Origin of the sequence: Ekhidna sp. (assembly GCF_964218185.1) — a bacterium.
Lineage (GTDB): Bacteria > Bacteroidota > Bacteroidia > Cytophagales > Cyclobacteriaceae > Ekhidna.
Genome location: NZ_CAXPLV010000005.1, coordinates 1,225,848 through 1,249,593 on the forward strand (window position 1 = coordinate 1,225,848; position 23,746 = coordinate 1,249,593).

The following is a 23,746-nucleotide window of genomic DNA, read 5'->3' on the forward strand; positions in this document are numbered from 1 at the left end:
CCCGAGCTTGGCAGAAAACACTAAGATAGCGTAGCTACCCAACACCCACAACGGCATCTACGAAGAAATGCATTTAGAAAGACAAAATCCAGAAGCAAGACAGTTGCTAGGAGAGGAGATACTTTCAGAATGGGTAGCGGAGCGGTGAAGATTCGATGAAACTGGCAGGAGGATGCTCAGGCGCATTCGTGCTAGCAACTGTTATATGCCTTTATTTATCTTGCAATTCAGATATTTGAAGGCTCAGTCTGTTCTTGTGCTCTTTAGTTGGTGCCCACGAACTTTCGAAGTTCAGTTCGCTGTTAGCATGTTCCAAAAATCGTCGAAAGCACTCCTTGGAAAATGCGTCGTTCCCAAGCTTTTGAGAAGTTCGACCCATTGAGAAGAGAGGGTAGTAGGTTGGTAGTTCTCCTCTGTCTTGATTGATAGCCATTTCAAAGTATTGAATTGCTTTTTGATAGTTGGAGCTAAGCTCCTCATTAAGTCCGTTCCTCCAATGTTCAAAAAAGTTCCTCTCGTTCGGATACCAACTTTGCGCTGAATCTTCCTTCAATTCAATCAGAATTTGATTTACATATTCGAGTTCTCCGTTGACTGAGAAATCTTGAGAGAAAGACCTGAGAGAAGAAAGAAAAAGGAGAATTAGGAGATACTCTTTCATAGAACCTAATGGCATATAACAATAATGTAGCGTGCAAACTAACCAATTCCTTTCAAACAACGTGTATTCAGCGTTTTCTTCTATTTCAAAGCGTTCATTAAACGTTTCTTAAACGTATAGTTACGTTTATAAACGCTTATGAAAACACTTTTTGGAATCGCTCAAACTTCCATCAGAATCTTACCGTATCTTGCTCTTATGCGTGTGCTTATCTTGTTGCTGTTTCTGGTTTGTGGTGGTCTGGCCATGATCATGATTCCATCTTCGGGCAAAGACCCCATGATCCATGGTGTTAGCCTTGTTAACCCACCACGCGAGATTACATCAGATCATATGGGAGAGGTCAAGCGCATCCATGCAGACTGGGTGGCGGTGATCCCTTACGCGTTTTCCAGATCAGGGGAGCCCGGCGTTTCGTTCGATCATGAGCGCCAGTGGTGGGGGGAGCGCACAGACGGATCGTGCAAGCTTATCGAGTATGCTCAGTCTCACAATCTGAAAGTGATGATCAAGCCGCACGTGTGGGTGAGAGGAGAAGGGTGGACAGGAGACTTCAACCTCACCTCAGAAGCAGACTGGGAGCAATGGGAGCAGGAGTTTTCAGCATATATTCTCAATTATGCAAAGGTTGCAGATTCGCTCAAGGTGGATATGCTCTGCATTGGTACGGAATATCGCATTCCTGCAAAGGAACGTCCGGATTTCTGGCGTGGACTTATCAGGAAGGTTCGAACTATCTATTCAGGAAAGATCACCTATGCCTCCAATTGGGACAATTTTGAAATCATTACGTGGTGGGATGCGGTGGATTATATCGGCATAGATGCGTACTTTCCTCTGGCCGAGGGTGCACATCCATCCATTGAAGAAATAGAGCAGGGTTGGAAGCCTATAAAAGTGCAGCTTGGAGCATTTTCGAAAAAATGGGGTAAGCCAATCCTATTCACGGAGTATGGCTTTCAGAGTGCCAATGGTGCAGCCGGCAAACACTGGGAAATTGATGAATCTGAGGAGAATGTGAATACACAGCTGCAGGCAGATGCCTATGAGGCGACCTATCGCGCACTCATGGAGGAGGAATGGTTTGCGGGCGGCTTCCTCTGGAAGTGGCACTTCCATACGCGTAGCGATCGGTGGCGAGGTACGGAGTGGACGCCTCAAAGCAAGCCAGCTGAGGAGGTGATTGCCCGATGGTATGGGAGAAAAGACTAATAACTCATTCAAAAGATGCCATCAACTCTCCTCTTGGGAGGAGTAGAGGTGGGTTTTAAGTAATTTCTTTTGGATGAGTTTTTACCCACCCCCAAACCCCTCCGAGGAGGGGAGTCTATTTGATTCAGGTATAATTTAATGACTTGAATTACTTAAATTTCCACTACAACGACACAACCTATGAGTGAGAAGCGAAAAGTAGAAGATATCATGGCTGAGCTTGGCAAGAAGATAGATCAGCTGGTGGCCGAGACAAAGAAGGCTGGGAGTAAGGTTTCTGAGGATATGGAAGATCAGATTGCGAAGCTGAAAATCCAAAAAGAGAAACTGGAAGATCAGATCAAAAATCGGACGGCAAACTCTGGTGAAAAGTGGGGACAGGTCAGAGATCATTTAAATGATGCGGCAGCAGCAGTAAATAAAGCATTGACAGCTTTGTTCAAGTCTTAGCTATGTCTTTTGGTAGAGCTTAAGTTTTTGAATGAGAACTTCTTTGTTTTGTGGAGTTAATGGAATCTCTTCACTACCGACTTTCACAAAGTTTCCACCGAAGGCTTCCATAAGGTGAATATTGATGGCGTAGGAACGATGGGTCCTGAAAAATGTACTTTCAGGTAACGTTTGGATAAATGAGTCCATGGTTCCTTTGATCAGGTGTTTTTTTTCGTTGGTCTTGATTTCTATGTAATTACCGTTTGCTTTGATAGTTTGGATATCATCATACTTTATTTTGATGTAGAGATATTCGTCTTTAATGAAGAGTGCATCGGGCATAGCTACGCCTTCAGATTGTGTGTTATTATGCTCGATCTCTGAGAACTTTTTTATCGCCACTTCAATTGAAGCAAAAAGGTTCTGCTTCTCAATTGGCTTTAGTAAATATCCATAAGGATTGACCTCAGTGGCTTTCTCAATCGTGATCCTATCTCCGTACGAGGTGAGAAAAACGTACGGAATATGGTGATTGTCCTTGAGCTGCTGCGCCAGCCAGATTCCAGTTTTCTCACCTTTAAGATTGATATCCAACAGGGCAAAATCCGGTTGTTCTTTTTCCATTGCTTCCAGAGCTTTCTCAGCGCGAATATGAATGCCTGTGATCTCATAGCCCAGCTCTTCCAGCATGTCTTTTAAAGACTCGGCAGTGATCATTTCGTCTTCTACGATCATTATTTTGATAGGGGTCATGCTGCAAATTTTAGTTGAAAATGTGTGCCTTGGTTAGACTCAAAATGGAAGTCACCTTCGAGTTGTTGACTAAGCATGCGCACCAATCGTAAACCCAATGATTTTGTCTTTCGAATATCAATGGCTTCAGGGAGTCCTTTGCCATCGTCTGTAATATGCAGAGTAAACACATCACTTTGTTGCGTAAGCGTAATACTGAATGTGCCATTCTTTTCCGAATCAAAAGCATATTTAAATGCATTGGTGGCAAGTTCGTTAACGATCAGCCCAAGAGGAACTGCCGTATCTACATCGAAATAAATATTTTTTGCTTCAATATGTAGATTGACATTGCGCAACCCAAACGAAGCTCTGATTTCAGATACTAACTCTTCCAGGTATTCTTCAAATGGAATGCTTTTCAAATCCTCGTTTTCATAGAGTTTTTGATGAATGAGAGCCATGGAACGTACCCGACCCTGACCTTCTTCCAGTACTTTCTTAAAATCTTCATCATCAAACTTTCCTGACTGGAGATATAGCAGACTGGCAATAATTTGAAGATTGTTTTTTACCCTGTGGTGAATTTCCTTAAGTAAGGACTCTCGCTCAATAAGTGCTCTTTCAATGATTTGCTTATCTGCCTCCACCTGTTTTTTACTTAGTTCAAGTTCCTTTGTTCGCTGCTGAACCTTACGCACGAGCATTTTCTTTTGGGCTTTGATTCGCTGGATACGCATCTTAAAGGCTATTGAGACAACAGTAATGGTAGTTAAGATTGCCAGGATACTAAACCACCATGTTCTCCACCAGGGAGGCAGTATTTTAATGGTTTTAATGGTCGTTAATTCTCCTGGTTGCCCCGTCCTGTCGATTGACTTAAGTTCGAAAGTATACTCGCCTTCGGGAATGTTCGTATATGTTACGTAGCGTCTCCGTGCATCGGTTATGGTCCATTCATCATTGAAATTACGTAATCGATATGCAAATTTAGATTTGATGTTTCCGAAATTCAGATCTGAAAATCCAAATGAAAAGATGTTTTGCTCGTGATTTAATACAATCTGATCTGTGGTAAGAATATCTGTTTTAAGGGCAGAAGTTTCTTCAATAGGAACTGGTTTATTGAATAGTTCAAAGCTATTTATCAACGGAGTGGCAGTATTTAACTCGTTAAGGTTACTCGGCTGGAAAGCGCTAAGGCCTTCACTTCCTCCAAAATACATCATGCCCGAGGTAGAACGATGGTAGGCTACATTGAAGTGATTTCCCTGAAGACCATCGGCCTGATAGTAATTGGTAAAGATACCTGTAGAGGGATTGAACCTTGATATTCCGTAATTGCCACTGATCCAAAGGTTTTGTTTATCATCCGCCATTATGCCTATAATAGCATTACTGGAAAGACCATCTCTTTCATTCCATATCTCGAAAGAGACATCATCATTTTTCAGATGGAGTTTCGCTAGTCCACCTCCAAAAGTTCCTACCCATATGTCTCCCGAGTCATCCTTATGTATGGTCCAGATACGATTGTTGGGTAAGCTGTTCGGATTACCTTTTTCATGAGAGAATACCTTCACCTTTCCGGAGTTTACGTCAAATCTTAATAGCCCACTATAGTAAGTTCCAATCCAAAATGTCCCTGAATCTTCTACTATACATAAAGTTTGATAATCTTCTAGTTGTGGAATGGCATTTAACGTTTCATCAATAAGAAAAAGACCATTCCAGGTACCTACCCAGATATTTTGGCTTTCATCCTCGAATACAAAAGTTATGTCATTGCTTTCTTCGCCTCCGGGCAAGGCAATGGTTTGGAAACTCGGACTATGGGAATACTCCTTTGCCAGGTTTAAACCTTTTTTTGTGCCAACCCAAAGTCGATTTTGGCTATCCTGAAATATATATTTAATGTAGTTGCTGTTCAGATTATTGGAGGCGTTGGCAAATATTTGCCTGGTTTGGTGGGTTTTTGGATTGAGAATATTCAGTCCGCTTTTCGTCCCTACCCATATACACTGATCTCGAGATTCGAAAACAGCATGAACAAAATTGTGACTTAATGAGGTAGGATCACTTTCATCATTTCTGTAATGAATAAATCTACTTTTTTGAGGATGGTAAATATTGAATCCATTGCCCCATGAACCAATCCAAATTCTTCCGGAACGATCTTCGCACAATGACCGAATGGTGTTTCCACTTAGGCTCAACACATCATTTTTTTGGAATGTATGGTTTTTAATGTTTGATGCTTTATCAATAGTATATACCCCTCTTTCAGAGGTACCTACCCATAAGGTGTGATTTTGATCCAGCAAAGTGGATAGTATTTCTACGTTTTTGAAGAAGGCTGTGGCATTATTGAAGTCTTGGTTGACAATGCGATGAAGTCCGGTGCTGGTGCCAACCCAGAGATTTCCTTTTTGATCTTCCTGAATTGCTCGAACCGGTACTCCTTCACTAAAACCGGTTGAGGTGAATGTGTCCGATTGATATGAGTATTTGAATACGCCGGATGTAGATGTCCCGATCCATAGCTGCAGTCCATCATCATAAAGAGATAGAATATAGTCTGGTGAAGATGTGGATTCAACCAATTCCTCACTCATAGTATTCAGTTTAAAAAGACCTTTATCCGTTCCTACCCAAAACCAGGAGCTATCTTTTTGAATGATCGAAGTAACGAACTGGCCTTCCAGTTCTTCAACAGAGGTAAACTTTTTTGAATTACGATCAAACCGAAAAAGTCCTTCATAAGTACCTACCCAAATGTTTCTATTGGCATCTTCGAGTATTCTCCAAATGTTATTGTTTCCCAGGCTAAATGGATTTTGATCATCGGATTTATAGATGATGAAATCGTATCCATCATAAACATTGAGTCCATCTGTGGTTCCAAGCCACATCAATCCATAGCTATCTTCATAGATATTATTTACAGTTACATGAGACAATCCACTCGAAACTGAAATTCGATCAAATTTTAAGCGATCTGGCTGAGCCTCAAGGCTACAAACCAGAAAAAGTAAGATGCTGGTTAAAATGAAGCTGGATACTTTCATTCATATTAAAAATTTTAAGATATGAATATAAAATGAAAAGGCCAGCCAGAACTTTTCCAGCCAGCCATTTCTGCCTTAGTTTTTACTTTTAATGCTTTATCGAAACCCTTTTGACAGCTGATCCTGATGATGTTGTGATTTTCATCAGATAAATACCCTGACGGATATTCGTAACATCCAAACGAGTTTGTTTTTCCTTGGTGGCCCCTTCTGTGATCACCTTACCAGCGGTATCTAAGAGCTTCCAGCTAAATGATTGATCACTTTCAATGCTAAGGACACTTGAAACCGGATTAGGATAGGCAATGATCATGTTGTGGACATCAAATCCAAGGGGTTCTTCATACTTCACTGTCAGGGTTTCCGACGCAGTATTTGGATTTCCAGCAAGATCTCTAGTGATGTTTTGAGCAAGACTCACAGATACATCGCCTTCTGCCATCGGAGTAATGGTTGCACTGAATGATGTTCCTTCGCCACTAAATCCACTGGCAGCACCATTTATTACGTTAATATCGTCAATCTCAAAACTTTTAACAGTCTCACTGAAATCGATACTAATTTCAAAAGCTTCTGTGACGATCGATGATGCTTCTGTAGTTATAGTAGCGGTAGGGGCTGTGATGTCGTATTCAAACGAAAAGGATGCCACGGCATTGCTATTGCCTGCCGCATCCCACGCGGTACGTTCATTTACCTCTACCGTTACGGTCCCTTCGTTTACAGGAGTGATTAGCACGGTATATTCATCAGCATCTCCTGACAGGTCACTGGCGCTTCCATTGGTGACAGAGAAGCTCTCCAGTGATAAACCGGTCACAACCTCGTCGAAAGTGATTGCTACTAAAACGGCGGTATTGGTAGGAACAGAGGCGGAAAATTCAATTTGTGGTGCACTATTGTCAAATGTGACGCTGGTGCTATTGGTTGAGGTAGTGACTTCAGTGCCTGCATTTCCAGCAAGGTCTGTGTAATTGATGGTAAACGGGATATCACCTTCCGTATCGGATACCTCCATGGTTACCGAGGCGGTAAATTCGCCAGGCTCAGCTTCTACTATGGTAGCGGCACGGCCTGCGATAGTGACTTCCATGTTTTGCAGTGATTCTGATGGCTCAAATGTAACCTGAACTACATCGCCGGCTTTCGCTACACTGGTAGTCATGTTGTTGGAGTTGATGTTGACATAGGAGAGGGTAGGTGCTTCCGTATCGAGCACAATGTCTGATGTGGCACTGAGCGAGCCTATGGTGCCGGGATCAGGCAAATCAAGAATAGCATTTACTCCTTCAGTGGATGTAAGCGTGTAGTCCCCCATGATAATAGAAGCAATGCTGTAATCCAGATCACTGGAAACATCTCCATCTTTCACGGTGTATGAAAAGGTCATACCTGATTCCCCGTCTGCTCCGCTTATAAAGGATGCAGTCCCATCTACAGAGCCTGTTTCTAACGAAAGGCTTGGCAAAGCTCCGGATCCGATCAACGTGACATTGGCATCAAATTCTACTTGTATTTGGATGTCATCACTGGTTTTATAATAGCCTGAAATACCCGTTACTGTTGTTATTTCGGGTATATTTTCAACGTTGATGATGAAATCCTGACTAAAAGAATCGGCACCATCAGAGGTTGTTATAGTTATCGAATAGCTCGGCTTGGACTCAAAATCGAAGGATTCCGCACTTTGTAATTCATTTCCATTAGGCCCTAATTGGAATGCAACAGCATCTACTCCACTGATAGAATAGGAGTGTGAATCATTTAAGTCGACATCATCTGTGGAAAGTATGCCGATTTCTGTTCCAATTGGTTGATTCTCATAAATTTCATTATTGCTAAGATGGATAGCATGAGGAGCATCGTTTACGTTTATTACTTCAAGTGTTATGGGCTGAGTTGAGGTTCCTTGATTATTTGAGACACTTATAGAAAAACTGGTAGTACCTACATCGTCGTTTGTGGGCGTGCCTGTAAGAATCGCTCTATTGGTTTGAATCGCTCTGACTTTACTGCTTTGTCTTTCTGAGACAAAAAGTGTTCCTTCTTCATTGAGAGCTATTCCTGCTAGTCCTTTAAATGATGCTGTTAAAGCATCGCTTCCATCTTCACTAAAACCAAATGCACCATTTCCGGCAATGGTTTCAATGGTGCCATCGTTTCGAATTACCCGAATCCGTCGGTTATTATAGTCTACGAAAAATATAGATCCATTATCATCAATGACTAGATCCCTGGGATAATTTAAGGTAGCATTAGTTGCTAGCCCACCGTCTCCGGTAAAACCTTCTACTCCAGTTCCGGCAATGGTTGTCATAATGGTGGTAGATCCATCTATTTTACGGATTCTGTCTGCAGAAGAGCAGGAAATGTAGATGGAATTTTCTTGATCTATTGCCATAGGCCCTCCTAAGAAGCTTGCATCAATGGCGTTTTCTCCTTCTACATAGAAGTAATCTCCCTGACCATCCCCTGCATAGGTGGTAATAATGCCCTCAGTATCTATTTTTCTTATCCAATATGATCCATCATTAAAATACAAATTTCCATTTGAGTCTATGACAAGGTGTTGAGGGCGTGAAAGCGAGGCATTAATTGCCAGACCTCCATCTCCAGTGGAGGCGTTAGTACCGTCTCCCGCTATGGTTGAAATCGTTCCATCTGTATCAATTTTTCTTATCCTATGGTTTTGTGTGTCAGTAAAATAGCATACTCCACCTTCGTCAAATACTAATGAGGTTGGTTCGTTTAGTGCTGCTAAATGAGCAGGGCCTCCATCACCTGAAAATCCCATTTCACCGTTCCCTGCAAATGTGGTTATGATTCCTTCAGTATCTATTTTTCTAATTACCGATGGGGATATGTCAACTATGTACAAACTACCATCTTTTGCATGATGCAAATAACTTGGGCCAGATAAACTTGCTTCTGTAGCAGGCCCCCCATCTCCTGAATAGCCCCATGTTGTGCCCGCTTTGGTACTAATTGTATTTTGTGAATTCAATGTCAGCCATTCTGGCAAATCACTCGCGGTAATGTCAAAACCTAATTCATGCAGACGAGATTCTGTAGAAATATTATAGGTATAAAGTTCATCTTCATTGATTGTGGTTGCCGGATAGCTATTGAATATTGGTTTGTCACGATTATCAAGTACATAAATATTCCTTTCAGAAGGCTCTGAGAACTCCCCCTCAGAGTTGCGAAGGTATAGCTTATAGGTTCCCAATTCTGAAGGTGCATTGATATAAGAGTTTGGTCCGTCAACACCTTGTGTAATTGTGGCTCCAGGAGTAAATATTGTGGTTCCTTCAGGAGCTATATAGGTATATGAGTCAACGAATGAATTATCTTGTAATAGCGGATCCCCAGGTTCTGCGAAAAGATCATCTGTTAATACTTCATCTTGTATCGTAGGCACATGGGTGTATTCCACAGAGCCAATGGCTCGCTCGTTTGTGCCACTATTAACCGTGGCAACTCCGGCCGGTAATTCTACTATGACGTCACCTTCATTTTCTGGACTAATCATTAAGACGTATGAGTCATCTCCATTATTGATTAGTTCAGTTGCGGTACCATTTGTAACGATAAAGTCACTTATTTCTAAGCCTGAGGAGTTGCCGTAAAGAATAACATTAAATGGGATTGACGTTTTGCTTGTCAGTGTGTAGTCACTTCTAATCTCACTATTTGTTCCTACGTCCAATATAATCTGGAATGCCATATCAAATTGTGAGTATGGAGTGCCGTTGTAGTATGCCAGCAAGTGTCCATCCTCATAGCTATTTCCTGTCCCAGGGTTAATGTTTTCAATCCAAAACGTATAGCTTTCTCCTGGTGTAAGGTTCAGCCTTGGTATAGCTACTGTGCCATAGCCGTTCTCTGTTGTTAAGACTTCAGTATTTGTCTCCAGAAGTAAGGTTCCACCTGTTCCTTCCCCTTCGTAAAGCCTAAAAATTCGTGTGCTTTCAATTTTGTTTGCTACTTTGTAAAATTTGATTTTAACCAGCGGTGCAGCCTGGGTGGACTTGAAGGATTGCCAAATATCTCCTGATTGACCAAATCCACCACCTCCATGGGGGACATCAACATCTATAATTTCATTTGGTTGACAAAAGCTGACAGAGGTCATCGAAAGAAAGAGAGAAAAGGATAACGTTTTTACTAAGGCTTTCATTTGAGTCTAGTCGTTAGTGTTTAATTATGGTGTTAGTAAATGGGTGCGGACGCACTTTTTTTCTAGCTAAAAATTGAGCATTAGGCAGAGATTATGAAAAAAAGTTGACGAATCAGCGAAACTGATATTCGAATAGGGAAAGCTGGGTGTTAAAAATCAAATACGATCCAATACCTTTTGGATCAGGCTGTCAATGACTTTGTTAGGGTCTTTGGCAAAATTTGTTTTAACCCGATTAGCCATAATGGCATTGAGGCTTAGCATCTCATGTCCCAGTAGTTTTCCAAAGGCGTAATATCCAGCTGTTTCCATCTCCAGGTTGGTGAGCCATACATCCTCAGCATGGAAATATTGCATCTTTTCGATGATCTCCTTGAAACGAATAGGGATGCGTAACTCTCTACCCTGCGGAGCATAAAAGCCCGGACATGTCACGGTATTACCAGCGATGGTACAATCTCTGAATTTTTCAAAAAGTGAGGTTGACCCTTTGAAACAATACGGTTGATAGGGGATGCCGATTTCTTCCTGAAACTTCTCTACGATGCGTCGCTCCTTACCCTTATGCTTAAACTGATAAAAATGAATAAGCGGATCCATGCCAATGGCATATTCGGTTGCCAGGTGGCTTCCTACTTTTATTTCATCCCGAATAGTTCCTGACGTTCCAATTCGGATAATTTGGAGCTTTTTTCTTCTTGGTTTGGGTTCACGATGTATCAGGTCAATATTGAATAGTGCATCCAGCTCCGTCATTAGGATTTCTACATTGTCCGTTCCCATTCCCGAACTGATGACAGTAATTCGCTTGCCTTTATACTTTCCAGTATGTGTGATAAACTCGCGCTTGTTCATTTCAAACTCCACAGAATCGAAATGTCTGGAGACACGATGCACCCTGCCCGGATCGCCTACAACGATGATTTTATCTGAGACATCTTTTGGTCTCAGGCTCAGGTGATAGACGCTTCCGTCGGGGTTAAGAATAAGGTCTGTCTCAGAATAGGTGTGAGGCATAGCTAGGTCAAAATTTCAAAAGCATCCTAAAGGTAATTAGGAAACTTGATCTTTCTTCCTTTTTAGCCCCTTGTATGGATTGTATCCATTCATTTTTTTTTGATAGAAACCGGTTCCATCGTATGGACGGGTGTCCGGATTGTTCATACATTCCTCAGAGCAGCATCCTTTGTAGATTTCAGCTCCTTTCTCACTCATCGGGATGTGCTTGTTGCAATGAGGGTTGGCACAGTTCACCATTCGGTCACATGGCTCGTTCGTCACGTAGCATCGGGAAACAACCGTAGGGTTCACCTGATTTACCTCCTTCACGATTCGGTTGTCGAATACGTAGCACTTGCCTTCAAAGTCCTCGCCCTGAGCTTCCAGGCCATATTTGATGATGCCTCCATGTAGTTGGTGAACATTCTCAAAACCTTGCTCAAGCAAATAGGCGCTGGCTTTTTCGCATTTGATGCCACCGGTACAGTAGGTCACAATCTTTTTGTCTTTGTACTTTTTTAGTTCCTCGATCTTCTCAGGGAAATCTCTGAAATTGTCAATGTCCAGCGTGATGGCATTTTTGAACTTGCCAATCATGTGCTCGTAGTTTGAGCGAACATCCAATATGATGGTGTCTTCGGGCTTTTCTTTCAGGATTTTCTTGAACTCTTCTGGCTCCACATATCCACCTGTTTTTTTTGTAGGATCGATGTGTTGAAGTGAGCTATGGACGATCTCGGGCTTCACCCGAACGTGCATTTTCTCGAATGCAGGCTGGTCGTTGGTGTCTACTTTAAATTCAGTGTGGGCAAACCTTGGATCGCTGGTAACTGCATCTATGTATTTTTCACAGGCCTCTTGTGTGCCTGATACGGTTCCATTCAATCCTTCAGTAGCTATTATGATGCGGCCTCTCAGATTGAGATCGAGACAAAGTTTGTGATGTTCTTCCCTGAACTCTTCAGGGTTTTCAATTTTACTGTAACAGTAATAGAGTAATACGTAGTGTTTTTCCATAATAACCGAGCCCTGTTTCAGCAGGGTGTTAAATGAAGTGCAAAATTAAATAATTAGTAGAGGTGGTAAAACCTATTTTATGGTGATTAGAAATTTATTAAATCTTTCTTCTGAGAGCACGCCTGTATTGGCACTTTGTTCACTGTTTTTCAGGTTATCTTTTTTGATATCGAGAAAGTAAGGTTTGGTGTCCAATCCTTTGTATTGAAATCTTCCCTTTTTGTCAGTTTTCCCTTCAATCAGCTTGTTTGTTCTGCTTTGATAGTCCTCTTCTGATGAATATATCGATACAGTGGCCCCCTCTACCAATTTTCCAGAGACGTCTAAAACTGTTATCAGGAGTTTAGTCTTTGAGTTTTGAGCCTTTGCGTGGTTTGAACTAAGTAGCAGGGCACACAGTAGAATCACGAAAGTAGAAACAGAATGCTTTTTCATCGTACGGAATGATAAATCATTCCCAAGATAGCAATTACTTGACTTCCACCGCCGGATTACCAAATACAGTTTGGCCTTTCTTTACATCACCAACTACCACCGATCCTGCGCCTATTCTTGCACCTTTTTCGATTGTGACTCCTGCCACAACTGTCACACCTGATCCGATAAACACTTCATTGTGGATTTTTACTTTGGTGTTGATAATGGTTCCAGCACCAATCTGAACGAAATCACCAATTTCAACCTCCTGCTCAATGATCGCTTTAGAGTTGATCACGTTGTGATTTCCCATTTTGGAATCATTGGAAAGAACAACGCCAGCATTTACAAAATTACCATGCCCTATGCTGAAAGAATCTGAAATAGAGGCTGACTGATGGACGGCATTCATCGGCATTACTTTTCTGGTCTCATTGAGATACTCCACGTACTTTTTGCGAAGTTTATTATCATCTGTGGCCACAAAAGCCTCGCATTTTTGCCCGATCAGTTTAGTGAATCCGTGATCATCGGTAGCCCCAAGCACGGTCACACTATTGATCTCCGTGTTGTGGGTTTTCTCATCGTCATCAAGAAATCCGTAAACTACAATGCTGTTAGAATTGAAAATTTCGAGTGCAGCTTTTGCAAGTCCTGTAGAGCCTAGAATGATTACCGGTTTTTCCATGTCCTTCTTTGTTTTGAAGGCGCAAAATTAGCGATTAATCGCTCGTTTTTGAAGTGAGGTACTGATAAGGTAAAATACTGCTGATCAAAAACAGAAAGGGCATAAATGCATTTTTGTAACGAACGAGCGTGCCAAAGTTTGGCGTGGATAGCGGGAGCATAATGGCAAGGAGTAGAATGCAAGCCAGCGCACTGCAGAAAAGCACCCAATCAACTTTAGGTTTTTGCTTAAAATAGAGCAGAATTGACATGATGATGAGACTGGTTAGGATCAGGTTTTCAACCCGGTGAACCCAACCCCAAACAGGTGTTTGATCAAAAATGGAAGGGCGAAAGAGACCAGCATGAAGTGAAGTCGGTATCTCGCTGATGACAGCTGACCAGCTATCATTTTCAATCACAATATTCAAGCGATCTTCAGGATCCGACTTTTCTAAAATGGCGCTATTGTTTTCATAAAGCGTCCATGGGATTCTATCTACTTCTAGATAGGGGTGAATGAACTGGGTGGCGCTCAGGGCTGCTATGAAAATAGATAAAGTGATAATCCATCTCCACTGATTTTTGATTTTTTTGAAAAGCATAGAGGCCAACAAGCCACCTGCAAACACGAGGGATGTGATGAATAGATAATGTTTGATCTGGTACAGCATGTATGACGCTATGATCAAAATAAGTAGTTGAACCGTACGAATTTTGAATCGCTCGTATAGAACGAGAAGGAGACTCACTATGATGCTCAAAGCGGCAAATGCAATGGTGTCTTTCATGATGCCTGATGACCAGAAGACAACCGAGGGAATGAATAAAAAGGAAATCGAAATGATTGCCCGAAGGTTTGGATATAAACTAATCATCATTATCACAGCATACCATGAAGCCACGAAACTGATAAATGAGAGCCAAAGTGAAGAGAGCCAATAGGAGCCTCCGGTGATCAGAACAATAGGGCGAAGAATCAATATGAAGAACTGAGTTCTTGGCTGTCCATTCAGGTTTTCTAAGTTGAAGGATTTAGCTGCTTCAAAGAACGTAATGGTATCACCCGTCCCATAATATTCGTAAAAGATAAGTCCCAATATCAAACCTGCGGTCAATTTTAATCCAAGGGCAATCCAGAAAACCCAGGGATTGAACGTACTTTTTACAAGTCTGAAGCTCAGGTAGCTAAAACCAGCTAGAAGGGCGATATTCAAGATCCAGTAGATCATCTATTTAGGATTTCCACTCCAATGTTACACTTTAAACATCGACGTTTTAGGCAGTATTGTTTGTAGAGTTGAATCTGTGCCTGTGAGTCGAATGCAGTCTGTGATGATTCGATCAAACCATCCCACTTCTTTGTGAATCGATTCGATTCCGGATCGAGCGATTCTAAAAGCTCAATAGCACGATCCATGTATTTCTGCTCATCGGTATACCTTGAGTATGCGTCCAGAAGTGGCACCACAGTATTGATAAGCAAGCCGTTGAACGAGGATGTACCCATGGTCTCAATTGGTCGCCTCCTTTTCTTATTAAAGTCATAGTGATTCTGCCAATAGTCACTTACAGTTACAAGTAGCTTCTTCTTTAACTCTTTTGAATCTTCGGAGTGGATGAGTGTGGAAAATAGCTGTGGATGATGATGAAACAGTGATGCAAGCTGAGCCAGTCTGACGGTAGGGAAATTGGCCGGTCTCAGTTTCCCAAATTTCCATTGCACTTTGGATAGCGGGGTTTTCAGGTTGAACTTCTTAGTATAAAAGCTGAATTCTTCCTTCAGTTTTTGCTGGTATTCATCTTGTGCTTGTTCTAGAAAACCAGCCTGCCCAAAAATGAGTGCTTCAGTAGTGGTAATGTTTTGAAGTCCCTTTTTGAGCACAGAGAAAGGCAATACCTGTGTGAGTCGATTGAACGCCTCTTTGTTTGTAGCAAATCCAAAATTTGTAGTCAGAGTCTTGAAAGTCACTTCTTCCCAATCATTCTTGGACTTCTTCAGATTTGTCAGAATTTGGTCAGATTTTTCATTCAATCGCTCTACAAGCACCCGATCTAACATGCCACTAATAGTAAGTGGAGAAATAGATCTTAGCTGACTAGAACAGAGAATTTCATCAACAGATTTTATGTGTCGCTTATATTTTTCTACTAATGCTAAATCGACTAAATGCTTTAATTCGAGGGTTGGGAGTGTCTCACCTTTTACAACTATTTCCTTATCATGATTCCATACTACATGAAGGATTGCATTTTCATAAGCTTTATCAGAGGAATGATTGTGGTGGATCCAATCTGATGAATTGATGTGTACTTCCACCTGACCGGCCCATTCCATGGAGCCTATTTTAATTCTGGCTTCCTCAAAGTCGGGTCCAGAGTCATGGTTATGATTTCCCGGGTAGAAAATCTTTAATTCCTGTCCATTGGTGAGAACCGGATTGTTTACAAACTTTTGATATTTCCAGATGAAATGAAGAAACTGCTCGTCCATGGCGATTAGTTTCCTAAGATACGCTTTGTGCTATAATCGCTGAAGTATTTCAGCCATTTCCATCTGAATTTTCTGAGCTGCATCACCAGCTGCCTTCGCGAAATTTTCAGTGGTGTCGGAATAAATGATTCCTCTGGAAGAATTGACAAGCAAGCCGCACTGTTTGTTCATTCCATACCTGCAAACATCCTGTAGGTTTCCACCTTGTGCCCCAACGCCTGGTATCAATAAAAAGTGTTCTGGTACTAATTTTCGGATGTCATTCAGTGCTTCCGGACGTGTGGCACCTACTACATACATCATATTATCAGCCGTACCCCACTCGGTGCTTGTCTGGATGACGGTTTCATAAAGTTTATTGCCGCTTTCTGCCAGAATTAATTCCTGGAAATCCTGACCACCCGGATTGCTGGTTGCGGCCAATAAAATCACCCATTTTTGATCAAATTCAAGGAAAGGCTTCACAGAATCCGAACCCATGTATGGAGCTACAGTCACAGAATCAAAGTCCATGTTTTCAAAGAAGGCACGCGCATACATGGAGGAGGTGTTACCAATATCTGCTCGCTTTGCATCGGCAATGGTGAAAATGTCACCAGGGATGTATTCAAGTGTTTTTTGAAGTGACTCCCATCCTTTGGCTCCCTGGGCTTCATAAAATGCCGTATTGGGCTTGTAGGCTACAGCATATTGATGTGTGGCATCTATGATCTGCTTATTGAACTCAAAAATAGGATCTGGTTCAGACAGCAAATGTTTGGGAATCTTTTTTAAATCTGTGTCTAACCCAACGCATAAGAAAGATTCTTTGGCTTTGATCTGTTCAAATAGCTGTTGTCGGGTCATGATTGCGAATAATGTGATTTCAGCGAAGATAGAAAGTGTAGACGTACTTCACCTGTTCCCCAATTAGGAAAGAGTAGAAACCCAATAAGAAAATCAATTATTATTTAAGCTCAGGAAGCTTGTCATTTACGACTTTTCCTTTTTTCACTTCACCATAGAAGTGCACGTCGTATAGCTTCTCGTATTTTTTGATCGACTGGTGTAATTCAGGAATACTATCACTTCTAAGCTTAATTCCTTTTCTTTCACCCTTGTGTCGGAGTTCTATATAGTATCCGTCTTTAAGTTTTACCGGAGTAGTTGCAGGTCTAGCCAAATCAATAAAATTTTTATGTGTATCGTAATTATATAAAACAATGCTCGTGAGGAAAAGTTTCCTCACGAGCAATTATATAAAATCAAAAAACTTAGAATCTGTTTCTAGTGCTTACCCTCTAGGGTTTGCTTTTTTTACAACGATGGTTCTACCATCTAATTCTGTTTCGTTTAGGCTAGCGATAGCCTGATTACCTTCGTCATCATTTGGCATTTCTACGAACCCGAAACCTTTCGATCTCTGAGTGTCTCTGTCCATGATAACTTTAGCGGAATCTACTGTTCCGAATTCTTCAAATGCTTGTCTCAATGCGTCTTCTGAAGTTGCATAGTTAAGCTTAGCTACGAAAATGTTCATTAAAAAAATAAAAGTTAAAAAATACCCAGACTTGTTCTGAGTAAGCGCAAAGGTACGCTTTTTCTTGATATTCTAATTTATCTGAAATCGATCACCTCTACATTTGGATATTTTGAGGTGTCGAACTTGAAATAACTGTCACTAAGATTTGCCGGAGCAAAGGAGCTGATTGAATAGACATACTTGTTGCCTGTTCGCTCAAAAACGGTGAATGATTTCAGCTCATCCTTGGCGTTGATGGTCATTCTAATTTTGAAATAACTCTTCTCACGACTTTCAGGATCCAGCTCTATCAATCGATCACCATTTGATTGTGTTTCTGCTAGCACGTACTTGAATCCATTTTTATACAAATCATACACGTTGCTGAGTGTAATTTCTGATTCTTCGGGATCGTAGGTGCTAATGGTGACCTCATTAACCTCCGCATTGTAAGTATATACATCAGTGCCATCGTTGAAAATTTTCTGTCCGGCCACCTCAAGCACATACATATCTCCTTTTACTGCAATGTCACCCGATATGGTCTCATCTAGGCCAGCACTTTCATTTGTCAGTTTTTGAGAAAATGATGCCTTGAAAGCTTCCACCTTTTTGTATTTGTTGCTCATGGCATCCAAAACAGCCAAAGCGGCCGGGTCGTACTGTGCGTTTGCCTGCAGGAGTACAATTAATGAAATGGATGCGATTAGTAGCTTTTTCATCTTTAATGATTTCTGGTTCTTAATATTTGATTTCTATTTCAGACAATAACTGTTCCAAACTGTGTTCGTCAGGTATTAGTACTTCCCGGGCCTTGCTACCCTCAAAAGGTCCTACGATTCCAGCGGCTTCTAGTTGGTCAATCAGTCTGCCTGCACGGTTATATCCAAGTTTCATCTTTCGTTGAATCAAGGATGTAGAGCCTTGCTGGTGCATAACTATCAAACGTGCTGCGTCCGCAAAGAGTGCATCCCGATCTGATAAATCCACTTCTCCAATTCCTGATTCTCCCTCACCCACATATTCCGGTAATAAGTATGCATCATCATAGCCTCTCTGCTCGCCGATAAATTCGCAGATCTTTTCTACCTCGGGGGTGTCTACAAATGCACACTGCAATCGTGTCATATCAGATCCCATAGAAAGCAGCATATCTCCCATACCAATCAACTGGTCGGCTCCTCCTGCATCCAGAATGGTTCTGGAGTCAATTTTTGAGGTAACTCTAAATGATAAACGTGCTGGGAAATTCGCTTTGATAATACCTGTGATGACATTCACAGAAGGTCTTTGTGTGGCCACAATCAGGTGAATACCAATCGCACGAGCTAACTGTGCTAGTCTGGCAATCGGGGTTTCCACCTCTTTTCCGGCGGTCATCATCAAATCCGCCAACTCATCAATCACGAGGACGATATATGGAAGGAATCGATGACCTTTATTTGGGTTGAGTTTACGCTCGGTGAATTTCTTATTGTATTCTTTCAGGTTCCTGCATGCTGCACTTTTCAGTAGGTCATACCGATTATCCATTTCGATACAAAGAGAGTTAAGTGTATTAACCACCTTGGACGTATCTGTGATAATAGCCTCTTCACTATCTGGTAGTTTCGCTAAAAAGTGTTTCTCCACTTTGTTGAAGAGGGTCAATTCCACCTTTTTAGGATCTACCAGCACAAGCTTGAGTTGTGATGGATGCTTTTTATATAGGAGGGATGTAAGGATGATATTCAACCCTACTGACTTACCCTGACCAGTCGCCCCTGCCATGAGAAGGTGAGGCATTTTTGCTAAGTCCGTAACAAAAACTTCGTTGGAAATGGTCTTACCAAGCACAACTGGCAAATCCATTTTGCTTTCCATGAATTTACTAGTGGTGATAACCGACCGTGCATCTACCATCTCACGATTCTTGTTTGGCACCTCAATACCGATGGTTCCTTTACCTGGAATAGGGGCGATGATACGAATGCCTAGAGCGGCAAGACTCAAAGCAATGTCATCTTCCAGGTTTTTGATTTTGGAGATTTTCACCCCTGCCTCTGGTACTATTTCATAGAGTGTAACTGTAGGCCCAATAGTCGCCTTGATGCTTGATATACCGATTTTGAAATTGACCAGTGTCTCAATGATCCGATCCTTGTTTTGCTCCAACTCATCCTTCGAAACCTTCACATCCTTTTCAGGATATTCGAACAGTAGGGAAGGGGTCGGGAATTTATAGCGTGGAAGGTCTAGTGTAGGATCATAGTTGATGGCCTCTTCCGTTACTTCCTCTTCAAATTCTTTTTGCTCTACATCGAAAGAAAGGTCTTCGAGCTCTTCATTTTTTACTTTAGGTTTCTCCTCAACCGGAGGTGGCGCTGGTTGCTCTTCTTTCTTTGCAAAAACCTTTTCTTCAACCTCTTTGGGCAAAGGCTGTTCTTCACTTTTAAATTCAGGAAGGTCAATGGTAAACTCTGGGTCTTGCTTTTCCTTTGCAGCAGGTTGATTAGATGGAATCTTCTTTACCACCCATGTTTCAGATTCATCTCGATTGGCATCTTCATCTTCTACCTCTCTTTTGATTTGATCTAAAACGGAAGATATATCAGCGGTCTTGGTTTTTGGCTTTTTCTCTGGAATCAATGCTTTGATCTGATGGATTAGATTTTCAATAGACGGTACAATGGCGCTAAACGCTGGTATTCTGGTGATATCAAAAAAGAACATATTGAATACCACAAACAGGAAGATGATGAACAAAATCGCTCCCCAACCCATGAGGCTTTGGGCAATCATGGCCAACTCATATCCGATTCCCCCACTCAGAAAACCGAGCATGGTGGTTTCCTCTTGAGAGAGTAGAAAATACCCCATGACCATGCTAATCCAGATCAAGTAGAATACTACGAAGTTGAAGGTCTTGGTGATGGGTAAAAGAGCTCTAAACCAGATGATTTTATAAGCGACAATAAAGAGAAATGGTGGAATCAGGATCGCAGCTATACCAAACCAGAGAAAGATGAAATAGTGAGCTGCAATCGCACCGATTAACCCAAAAGCATTTTGTACTTCAGTACCGGACTCTTTGATGTTCGTGTTAGTGTAAGCTTCCACCACACTCTGATCAGCCTGACCTGTGCTCAGATAGGAAATGAATGATACTCCCAGAAATATCGAAATCAGCAAAAGCGAAAACCCAATGAAAAGGTGGAATTTTCGGTCTGTGATAAAATTGAATTTGAGGCTTTTCTTCTCCTTCTTTTCAGTCTTCTTCTTGTAGGTATTCTGTGCCATAGGTTGTGTCTCCAAAAATAATGGAGTTTTCAGCGGGGATCAAACATGCTTGAGCAGTTCCTTATTGATGCGCTTGATTAAAGCCGGCCCTTCATACACCAAACCTGTATAGATCTGTACAAGGTTAGCCCCAGCTTGGATCTTGTCCACTGCATCCTGAGCGGAATGAACTCCACCCACCGCGATAATGTGAACGGTGGGATGATGTCTTCTGATATACTTCAATACGGAATTCGATTTTTCGTAAACAGGCTTGCCACTCAACCCTCCAGCACCGATGGACTCTATTTTTTTAATATCTGTTTTCAGTCCTGATCGGTCGATCGTGGTGTTGGACACGATTAGCCCATCCAAGCTTAGCTCTTTTGTGATAGCGATGATATCGTCTAGCTGAGATTCAGTAAGGTCCGGTGCAATTTTTAGTAAAATTGGTTTTTTAGCTTCTCTCTGTTTGTTCTCATCTTGCAGCGCTTTCAGAAGCTTTTTCAGAGGCTCTTTTTCTTGAAGCTCGCGCAATCCAGGCGTGTTTGGAGAACTTACATTCACTACAAAATAATCGACATAAGGATAGAGTTTTTCAAAACAAATGAGATAATCATCAAGCGCATTTTCATTAGGAGTGACTTTGTTTTTTCCAATGTTGCCACCGACGATAATGTTGGACTTTCGGTTCTTCAATCGCTCTATGGCCTCATCCACACCATCATTGTTAAACCCCATCCGATTAATCAGTGCTTCATCTTTTGGAAGTCTGAAAAGTCGAGGTTGAGGATTTCCCGGTTGGGCTTTTGGAGTTAGTGTCCCGATTTCAATAAAGCCGAAACCAAGATTCGAAAAGTCATCAATAAGTTCTGCATTTTTATCAAATCCGGCTGCCAGTCCTACAGGATTTTTAAACTTAAGCCCGAAGACTTCCCGCTCCAATCGCTGATCCTGAAAGTTGAACATGCTTCGAATCATAGAACCCCCAAATGGAAGTTTTAAGATAAAATGAAGCAGTCCTGTGGTGATTTTGTGAGCTTTTTCAGGAGTGAATAAAAAAAGGATTGGTTTTAAAAGTTGATACATCAGCTTCTGGGGTGGTATTGCGTTATTACCTGTTTTAAATAGTCCCTGTCCAGGTGAGTGTAGATTTCCGTGGTGGTGATGGATTCGTGACCCAGCATTTCCTGCACGGCTCTGAGGTCTGCTCCCCCCTCAATCAGGTGCGTTGCAAAACTATGACGAAATGTGTGGGGACTGATGTTTTTCTTCAAGCCAATTTTGGCTGCCAAATCCTTAATGATCATAAAGACCATCACCCGACTGATTGCCTTGCCTCTTTTGGTTACAAAAAGATGATCTTCAAAGCCTTGCTTTACATCAATATGTATTCGCACCTCATCTCTGAAAATCTTAATATGCTTCAGGGCCGAACGACCAATAGGAACCAGTCGCTCCTTGCTTCCTTTTCCAATCACACGAAGAAATCCAATATCCTCATGCACATTGCTGATCTTCAGATTGATGAGTTCGGAAACGCGGAGACCGGAGCTGTATAGGGTCTCCAACATGGCGCGGTTTCGCTGGCCTTCCGGGGTTGACATGTCAATGGCGTTGAAGATGTCCTCAATCTCTGGGAGGTCAAGAGTATCGGGCAGCTTTCTGCCCAGTTTGGGAGCTTCCAGCAGTTCGGATGGGTCTTTGGTGATGAGCTCTTCATAAACGAGAAAGCGAAAAAAAGCCTTGAGTCCGGAGACCATCCTCGCCTGTGTGTAAGCTGACATTCCCAATTCGTTGATGAACTCAAGGAAGTCGATTAGGTCCTGTTGTACAATTTTGGAGGGTGGTGTATAACGCTCCTTTATTTCCAGAAACTGCTGCAGTTTAGAAATATCGGCCAGATAGGCATTCACTGAATTCTTAGCCAGGGAGCGCTCCAGCTTCAGGTAAGATTTGAATTGCTTTGTGTATGTGGGCCAGGACAAGTGATTGTTTTTAAAAGTTCGTCATCACGAGGAAGAATGACGAAGTGATCTCAATAAGAGATCGCTTCACTGCATTCGCGATGACGGTGCTAATTTTAAACATTAAATTTAGTGCGATCAAGAATCATATGCGAATACTCATATTAAACGGACCTAACCTAAATCTGCTCGGCAGACGTGAACCTGAAATCTACGGGAGCCAGTCATTTGAGGATTATTTTGAAGAGCTCAAAAAACGATTTTCTGAGCATGAGTTGGAGTATTTTCAAACCAATCATGAGGGAGCGTTGATCGATAAGCTTCATGAGGTTGGCTTTTCCTATGATGGAGTGGTCTTCAATCCTGGAGCGTATACCCACACCAGTATTGCATTGAGGGACGCAATAGCAGGAATCGAATCACCTGTATTTGAAGTTCATATTTCCAATCTGGCTGAAAGGGAGGATTTTAGACAGGTCAGCTACGTGAAGGATGTTTGTGTAGGATCAATCAATGGAATGGGACTGGAGGGGTATGCTGTGGCGGTTGAAAGATTGTCTTCCCACTAAAAGTTAAAAGGAAATCTTTCTATCTTTCGTTACAAATAGCCACCATGACAGACGTTCAGAAACAAAAGATCACTCACTTTTTTAATGTGCTTGACAACAATGGAAATGGTGTCCTTGAGAAGGATGATTTTGAGCTTGTGGGTGAGACCATGAGTAATATTATTGGGTTGGAGATGAACTCTGTTGTACGGTTGGACCTGAAGCTTAGGGCTCACCGGCTTTTTGTACAAATCCTGAAAGACATTCAAAAGAAAGAAGCTGAGCTCACGCTTGATGAATGGATTCGATTCTTTGATGAGGTGGTTCTAGCCAAGCCAAATGACTATATAAATCAGTCTGCTACCTATCTGTTTTCACTATTTGATCAAGACATGGATGGACACATTGATGAACGCGAGTACATGGATATGTTTAAGGCGTATGGTCTGTATATGTCCGTGGCGAAAAAGGCTTTTGACTTGCTGGATATCAATGGGGATGGACGTATCAGTGGGGGAGAGCTGGTAAAAGCTTTTGAAGAGTTTTTTCTATCTCCGGATGAAAAAGCACCCGGCAACTGGATTTTTGGGGATT

The 23,746-nt window shown here is 41.8% G+C and carries 21 protein-coding genes; 4 read left to right on the forward strand and 17 right to left on the reverse strand.

Annotated features, from left to right (window positions below; translation table 11 throughout):
- Positions 1-211 precede the first annotated feature (211 nt).
- The gene (locus ACEQZT_RS11195) at positions 212-661 is read right to left on the reverse strand and encodes a hypothetical protein (protein ID WP_370089515.1); all 450 of its coding nucleotides are present in this window, start codon (positions 659-661) and stop codon (positions 212-214) included.
- A gap of 138 nt (positions 662-799) precedes the next feature.
- Here ACEQZT_RS11195 and ACEQZT_RS11200 point away from each other — a divergent pair, with 138 nt between their 5' ends.
- Positions 800-1,873, forward strand: coding sequence for a hypothetical protein (locus ACEQZT_RS11200; protein WP_370089516.1), 1,074 nt, complete (start codon positions 800-802; stop codon positions 1,871-1,873).
- A gap of 180 nt (positions 1,874-2,053) precedes the next feature.
- A complete protein-coding gene (locus ACEQZT_RS11205; RefSeq protein ID WP_370089517.1) occupies positions 2,054-2,323 on the forward strand; it encodes a hypothetical protein in 270 nt (89 codons plus the stop codon).
- On the opposite strand, the gene ACEQZT_RS11210 is transcribed toward ACEQZT_RS11205, so the two are convergent.
- The 16 genes from ACEQZT_RS11210 to xerD form a co-directional block, all read right to left on the reverse strand.
- The gene (locus ACEQZT_RS11210; protein WP_370089518.1) at positions 2,324-3,058 is read right to left on the reverse strand and encodes a LytR/AlgR family response regulator transcription factor; all 735 of its coding nucleotides are present in this window, start codon (positions 3,056-3,058) and stop codon (positions 2,324-2,326) included.
- On the reverse strand, positions 3,055-6,105 hold the full coding sequence (locus tag ACEQZT_RS11215; protein WP_370089519.1) for a two-component regulator propeller domain-containing protein: 3,051 nt from the start codon (positions 6,103-6,105) through the stop codon (positions 3,055-3,057). The genes ACEQZT_RS11210 and ACEQZT_RS11215 overlap by 4 nt, the downstream gene beginning before the upstream one ends.
- A gap of 88 nt (positions 6,106-6,193) precedes the next feature.
- Positions 6,194-10,285 carry an Ig-like domain-containing protein gene (locus ACEQZT_RS11220; protein ID WP_370089520.1) on the reverse strand — a complete coding sequence of 1,364 codons (4,092 nt, stop codon included), beginning with the start codon at positions 10,283-10,285 and terminating at the stop codon, positions 6,194-6,196.
- A gap of 156 nt (positions 10,286-10,441) precedes the next feature.
- Positions 10,442-11,302 (reverse strand): nucleoside phosphorylase, encoded by an 861-nt coding sequence (locus ACEQZT_RS11225; protein WP_370089521.1) that lies wholly within the window; start codon positions 11,300-11,302, stop codon positions 10,442-10,444.
- Positions 11,303-11,338: 36 nt separating this feature from the next.
- Positions 11,339-12,301, reverse strand: coding sequence for a rhodanese-related sulfurtransferase (locus ACEQZT_RS11230; protein WP_370089522.1), 963 nt, complete (start codon positions 12,299-12,301; stop codon positions 11,339-11,341).
- Positions 12,302-12,373: 72 nt separating this feature from the next.
- Positions 12,374-12,736 carry a carboxypeptidase-like regulatory domain-containing protein gene (locus ACEQZT_RS11235; RefSeq protein WP_370089523.1) on the reverse strand — a complete coding sequence of 121 codons (363 nt, stop codon included), beginning with the start codon at positions 12,734-12,736 and terminating at the stop codon, positions 12,374-12,376.
- Between the two features lie 34 nt (positions 12,737-12,770).
- Positions 12,771-13,406 carry an acetyltransferase gene (locus ACEQZT_RS11240; protein ID WP_370089524.1) on the reverse strand — a complete coding sequence of 212 codons (636 nt, stop codon included), beginning with the start codon at positions 13,404-13,406 and terminating at the stop codon, positions 12,771-12,773.
- Between the two features lie 34 nt (positions 13,407-13,440).
- A complete protein-coding gene (locus ACEQZT_RS11245) occupies positions 13,441-14,616 on the reverse strand; it encodes a hypothetical protein (RefSeq protein WP_370089525.1) in 1,176 nt (391 codons plus the stop codon).
- Positions 14,613-15,878 carry a DUF2851 family protein gene (locus ACEQZT_RS11250; protein WP_370089526.1) on the reverse strand — a complete coding sequence of 422 codons (1,266 nt, stop codon included), beginning with the start codon at positions 15,876-15,878 and terminating at the stop codon, positions 14,613-14,615. Before ACEQZT_RS11250 ends, ACEQZT_RS11245 begins: the two co-directional genes overlap by 4 nt.
- A gap of 30 nt (positions 15,879-15,908) precedes the next feature.
- Positions 15,909-16,724: an orotidine-5'-phosphate decarboxylase gene (gene pyrF, locus ACEQZT_RS11255; RefSeq protein WP_370089527.1), complete on the reverse strand. Its 816-nt coding sequence runs from the start codon at positions 16,722-16,724 to the stop codon at positions 15,909-15,911.
- Between the two features lie 100 nt (positions 16,725-16,824).
- Positions 16,825-17,040, reverse strand: a complete 216-nt coding sequence (locus tag ACEQZT_RS11260; RefSeq protein WP_349564246.1) for a hypothetical protein — start codon at positions 17,038-17,040, stop codon at positions 16,825-16,827.
- A gap of 111 nt (positions 17,041-17,151) precedes the next feature.
- The gene (locus ACEQZT_RS11265) at positions 17,152-17,397 is read right to left on the reverse strand and encodes an RNA-binding protein (RefSeq protein ID WP_350216428.1); all 246 of its coding nucleotides are present in this window, start codon (positions 17,395-17,397) and stop codon (positions 17,152-17,154) included.
- A gap of 77 nt (positions 17,398-17,474) precedes the next feature.
- Positions 17,475-18,101 carry an outer membrane lipoprotein carrier protein LolA gene (locus tag ACEQZT_RS11270; RefSeq protein ID WP_370089528.1) on the reverse strand — a complete coding sequence of 209 codons (627 nt, stop codon included), beginning with the start codon at positions 18,099-18,101 and terminating at the stop codon, positions 17,475-17,477.
- Between the two features lie 19 nt (positions 18,102-18,120).
- Entirely contained in the window at positions 18,121-20,658 is a 2,538-nt protein-coding gene (locus tag ACEQZT_RS11275; protein ID WP_370089529.1) for a DNA translocase FtsK 4TM domain-containing protein, read from the reverse strand.
- Between the two features lie 39 nt (positions 20,659-20,697).
- Complete coding sequence (locus tag ACEQZT_RS11280; RefSeq protein WP_370089530.1) at positions 20,698-21,726, reverse strand: quinone-dependent dihydroorotate dehydrogenase; 1,029 nt, start codon at positions 21,724-21,726, stop codon at positions 20,698-20,700.
- The gene (gene xerD / locus ACEQZT_RS11285) at positions 21,726-22,625 is read right to left on the reverse strand and encodes a site-specific tyrosine recombinase XerD (RefSeq protein ID WP_370089531.1); all 900 of its coding nucleotides are present in this window, start codon (positions 22,623-22,625) and stop codon (positions 21,726-21,728) included. Before xerD ends, ACEQZT_RS11280 begins: the two co-directional genes overlap by 1 nt.
- A 128-nt stretch (positions 22,626-22,753) precedes the next feature.
- On the opposite strand from xerD, the gene aroQ reads away from it, so the two are divergent.
- Together aroQ and ACEQZT_RS11295 are read left to right on the forward strand one after the other, a co-directional pair.
- Positions 22,754-23,173: a type II 3-dehydroquinate dehydratase gene (gene aroQ / locus ACEQZT_RS11290; RefSeq protein ID WP_370089532.1), complete on the forward strand. Its 420-nt coding sequence runs from the start codon at positions 22,754-22,756 to the stop codon at positions 23,171-23,173.
- A 44-nt stretch (positions 23,174-23,217) separates the two neighbouring features.
- Positions 23,218-23,746, forward strand: a 529-nt coding sequence (locus ACEQZT_RS11295; RefSeq protein ID WP_370089533.1) for an EF-hand domain-containing protein, incomplete at its 3' end; no start/stop codon positions are given.

What these genes read in the sequence shown, in the direction of transcription:
- ACEQZT_RS11215 (WP_370089519.1), bottom strand. Translation starts at nt 6,105, where the DNA reads ATGAAAGTATCCAGCTTCATTTTAACCAGCATCTTACTTTTTCTGGTT.
- ACEQZT_RS11195 (WP_370089515.1), bottom strand. Translation starts at nt 661, where the DNA reads ATGAAAGAGTATCTCCTAATTCTCCTTTTTCTTTCTTCTCTCAGGTCT.
- ACEQZT_RS11210 (WP_370089518.1), bottom strand. Translation starts at nt 3,058, where the DNA reads ATGACCCCTATCAAAATAATGATCGTAGAAGACGAAATGATCACTGCC.
- ACEQZT_RS11270 (WP_370089528.1), bottom strand. Translation starts at nt 18,101, where the DNA reads ATGAAAAAGCTACTAATCGCATCCATTTCATTAATTGTACTCCTGCAG.
- ACEQZT_RS11275 (WP_370089529.1), bottom strand. Translation starts at nt 20,658, where the DNA reads ATGGCACAGAATACCTACAAGAAGAAGACTGAAAAGAAGGAGAAGAAA.
- ACEQZT_RS11250 (WP_370089526.1), bottom strand. Translation starts at nt 15,878, where the DNA reads ATGGACGAGCAGTTTCTTCATTTCATCTGGAAATATCAAAAGTTTGTA.
- ACEQZT_RS11280 (WP_370089530.1), bottom strand. Translation starts at nt 21,726, where the DNA reads ATGTATCAACTTTTAAAACCAATCCTTTTTTTATTCACTCCTGAAAAA.
- pyrF (WP_370089527.1), bottom strand. Translation starts at nt 16,724, where the DNA reads ATGACCCGACAACAGCTATTTGAACAGATCAAAGCCAAAGAATCTTTC.
- ACEQZT_RS11230 (WP_370089522.1), bottom strand. Translation starts at nt 12,301, where the DNA reads ATGGAAAAACACTACGTATTACTCTATTACTGTTACAGTAAAATTGAA.
- ACEQZT_RS11205 (WP_370089517.1), top strand. Translation starts at nt 2,054, where the DNA reads ATGAGTGAGAAGCGAAAAGTAGAAGATATCATGGCTGAGCTTGGCAAG.
- ACEQZT_RS11235 (WP_370089523.1), bottom strand. Translation starts at nt 12,736, where the DNA reads ATGAAAAAGCATTCTGTTTCTACTTTCGTGATTCTACTGTGTGCCCTG.
- ACEQZT_RS11245 (WP_370089525.1), bottom strand. Translation starts at nt 14,616, where the DNA reads ATGATCTACTGGATCTTGAATATCGCCCTTCTAGCTGGTTTTAGCTAC.
- aroQ (WP_370089532.1), top strand. Translation starts at nt 22,754, where the DNA reads ATGCGAATACTCATATTAAACGGACCTAACCTAAATCTGCTCGGCAGA.
- ACEQZT_RS11200 (WP_370089516.1), top strand. Translation starts at nt 800, where the DNA reads ATGAAAACACTTTTTGGAATCGCTCAAACTTCCATCAGAATCTTACCG.
- ACEQZT_RS11240 (WP_370089524.1), bottom strand. Translation starts at nt 13,406, where the DNA reads ATGGAAAAACCGGTAATCATTCTAGGCTCTACAGGACTTGCAAAAGCT.
- ACEQZT_RS11220 (WP_370089520.1), bottom strand. Translation starts at nt 10,285, where the DNA reads ATGAAAGCCTTAGTAAAAACGTTATCCTTTTCTCTCTTTCTTTCGATG.
- ACEQZT_RS11225 (WP_370089521.1), bottom strand. Translation starts at nt 11,302, where the DNA reads ATGCCTCACACCTATTCTGAGACAGACCTTATTCTTAACCCCGACGGA.
- ACEQZT_RS11265 (WP_350216428.1), bottom strand. Translation starts at nt 17,397, where the DNA reads ATGAACATTTTCGTAGCTAAGCTTAACTATGCAACTTCAGAAGACGCA.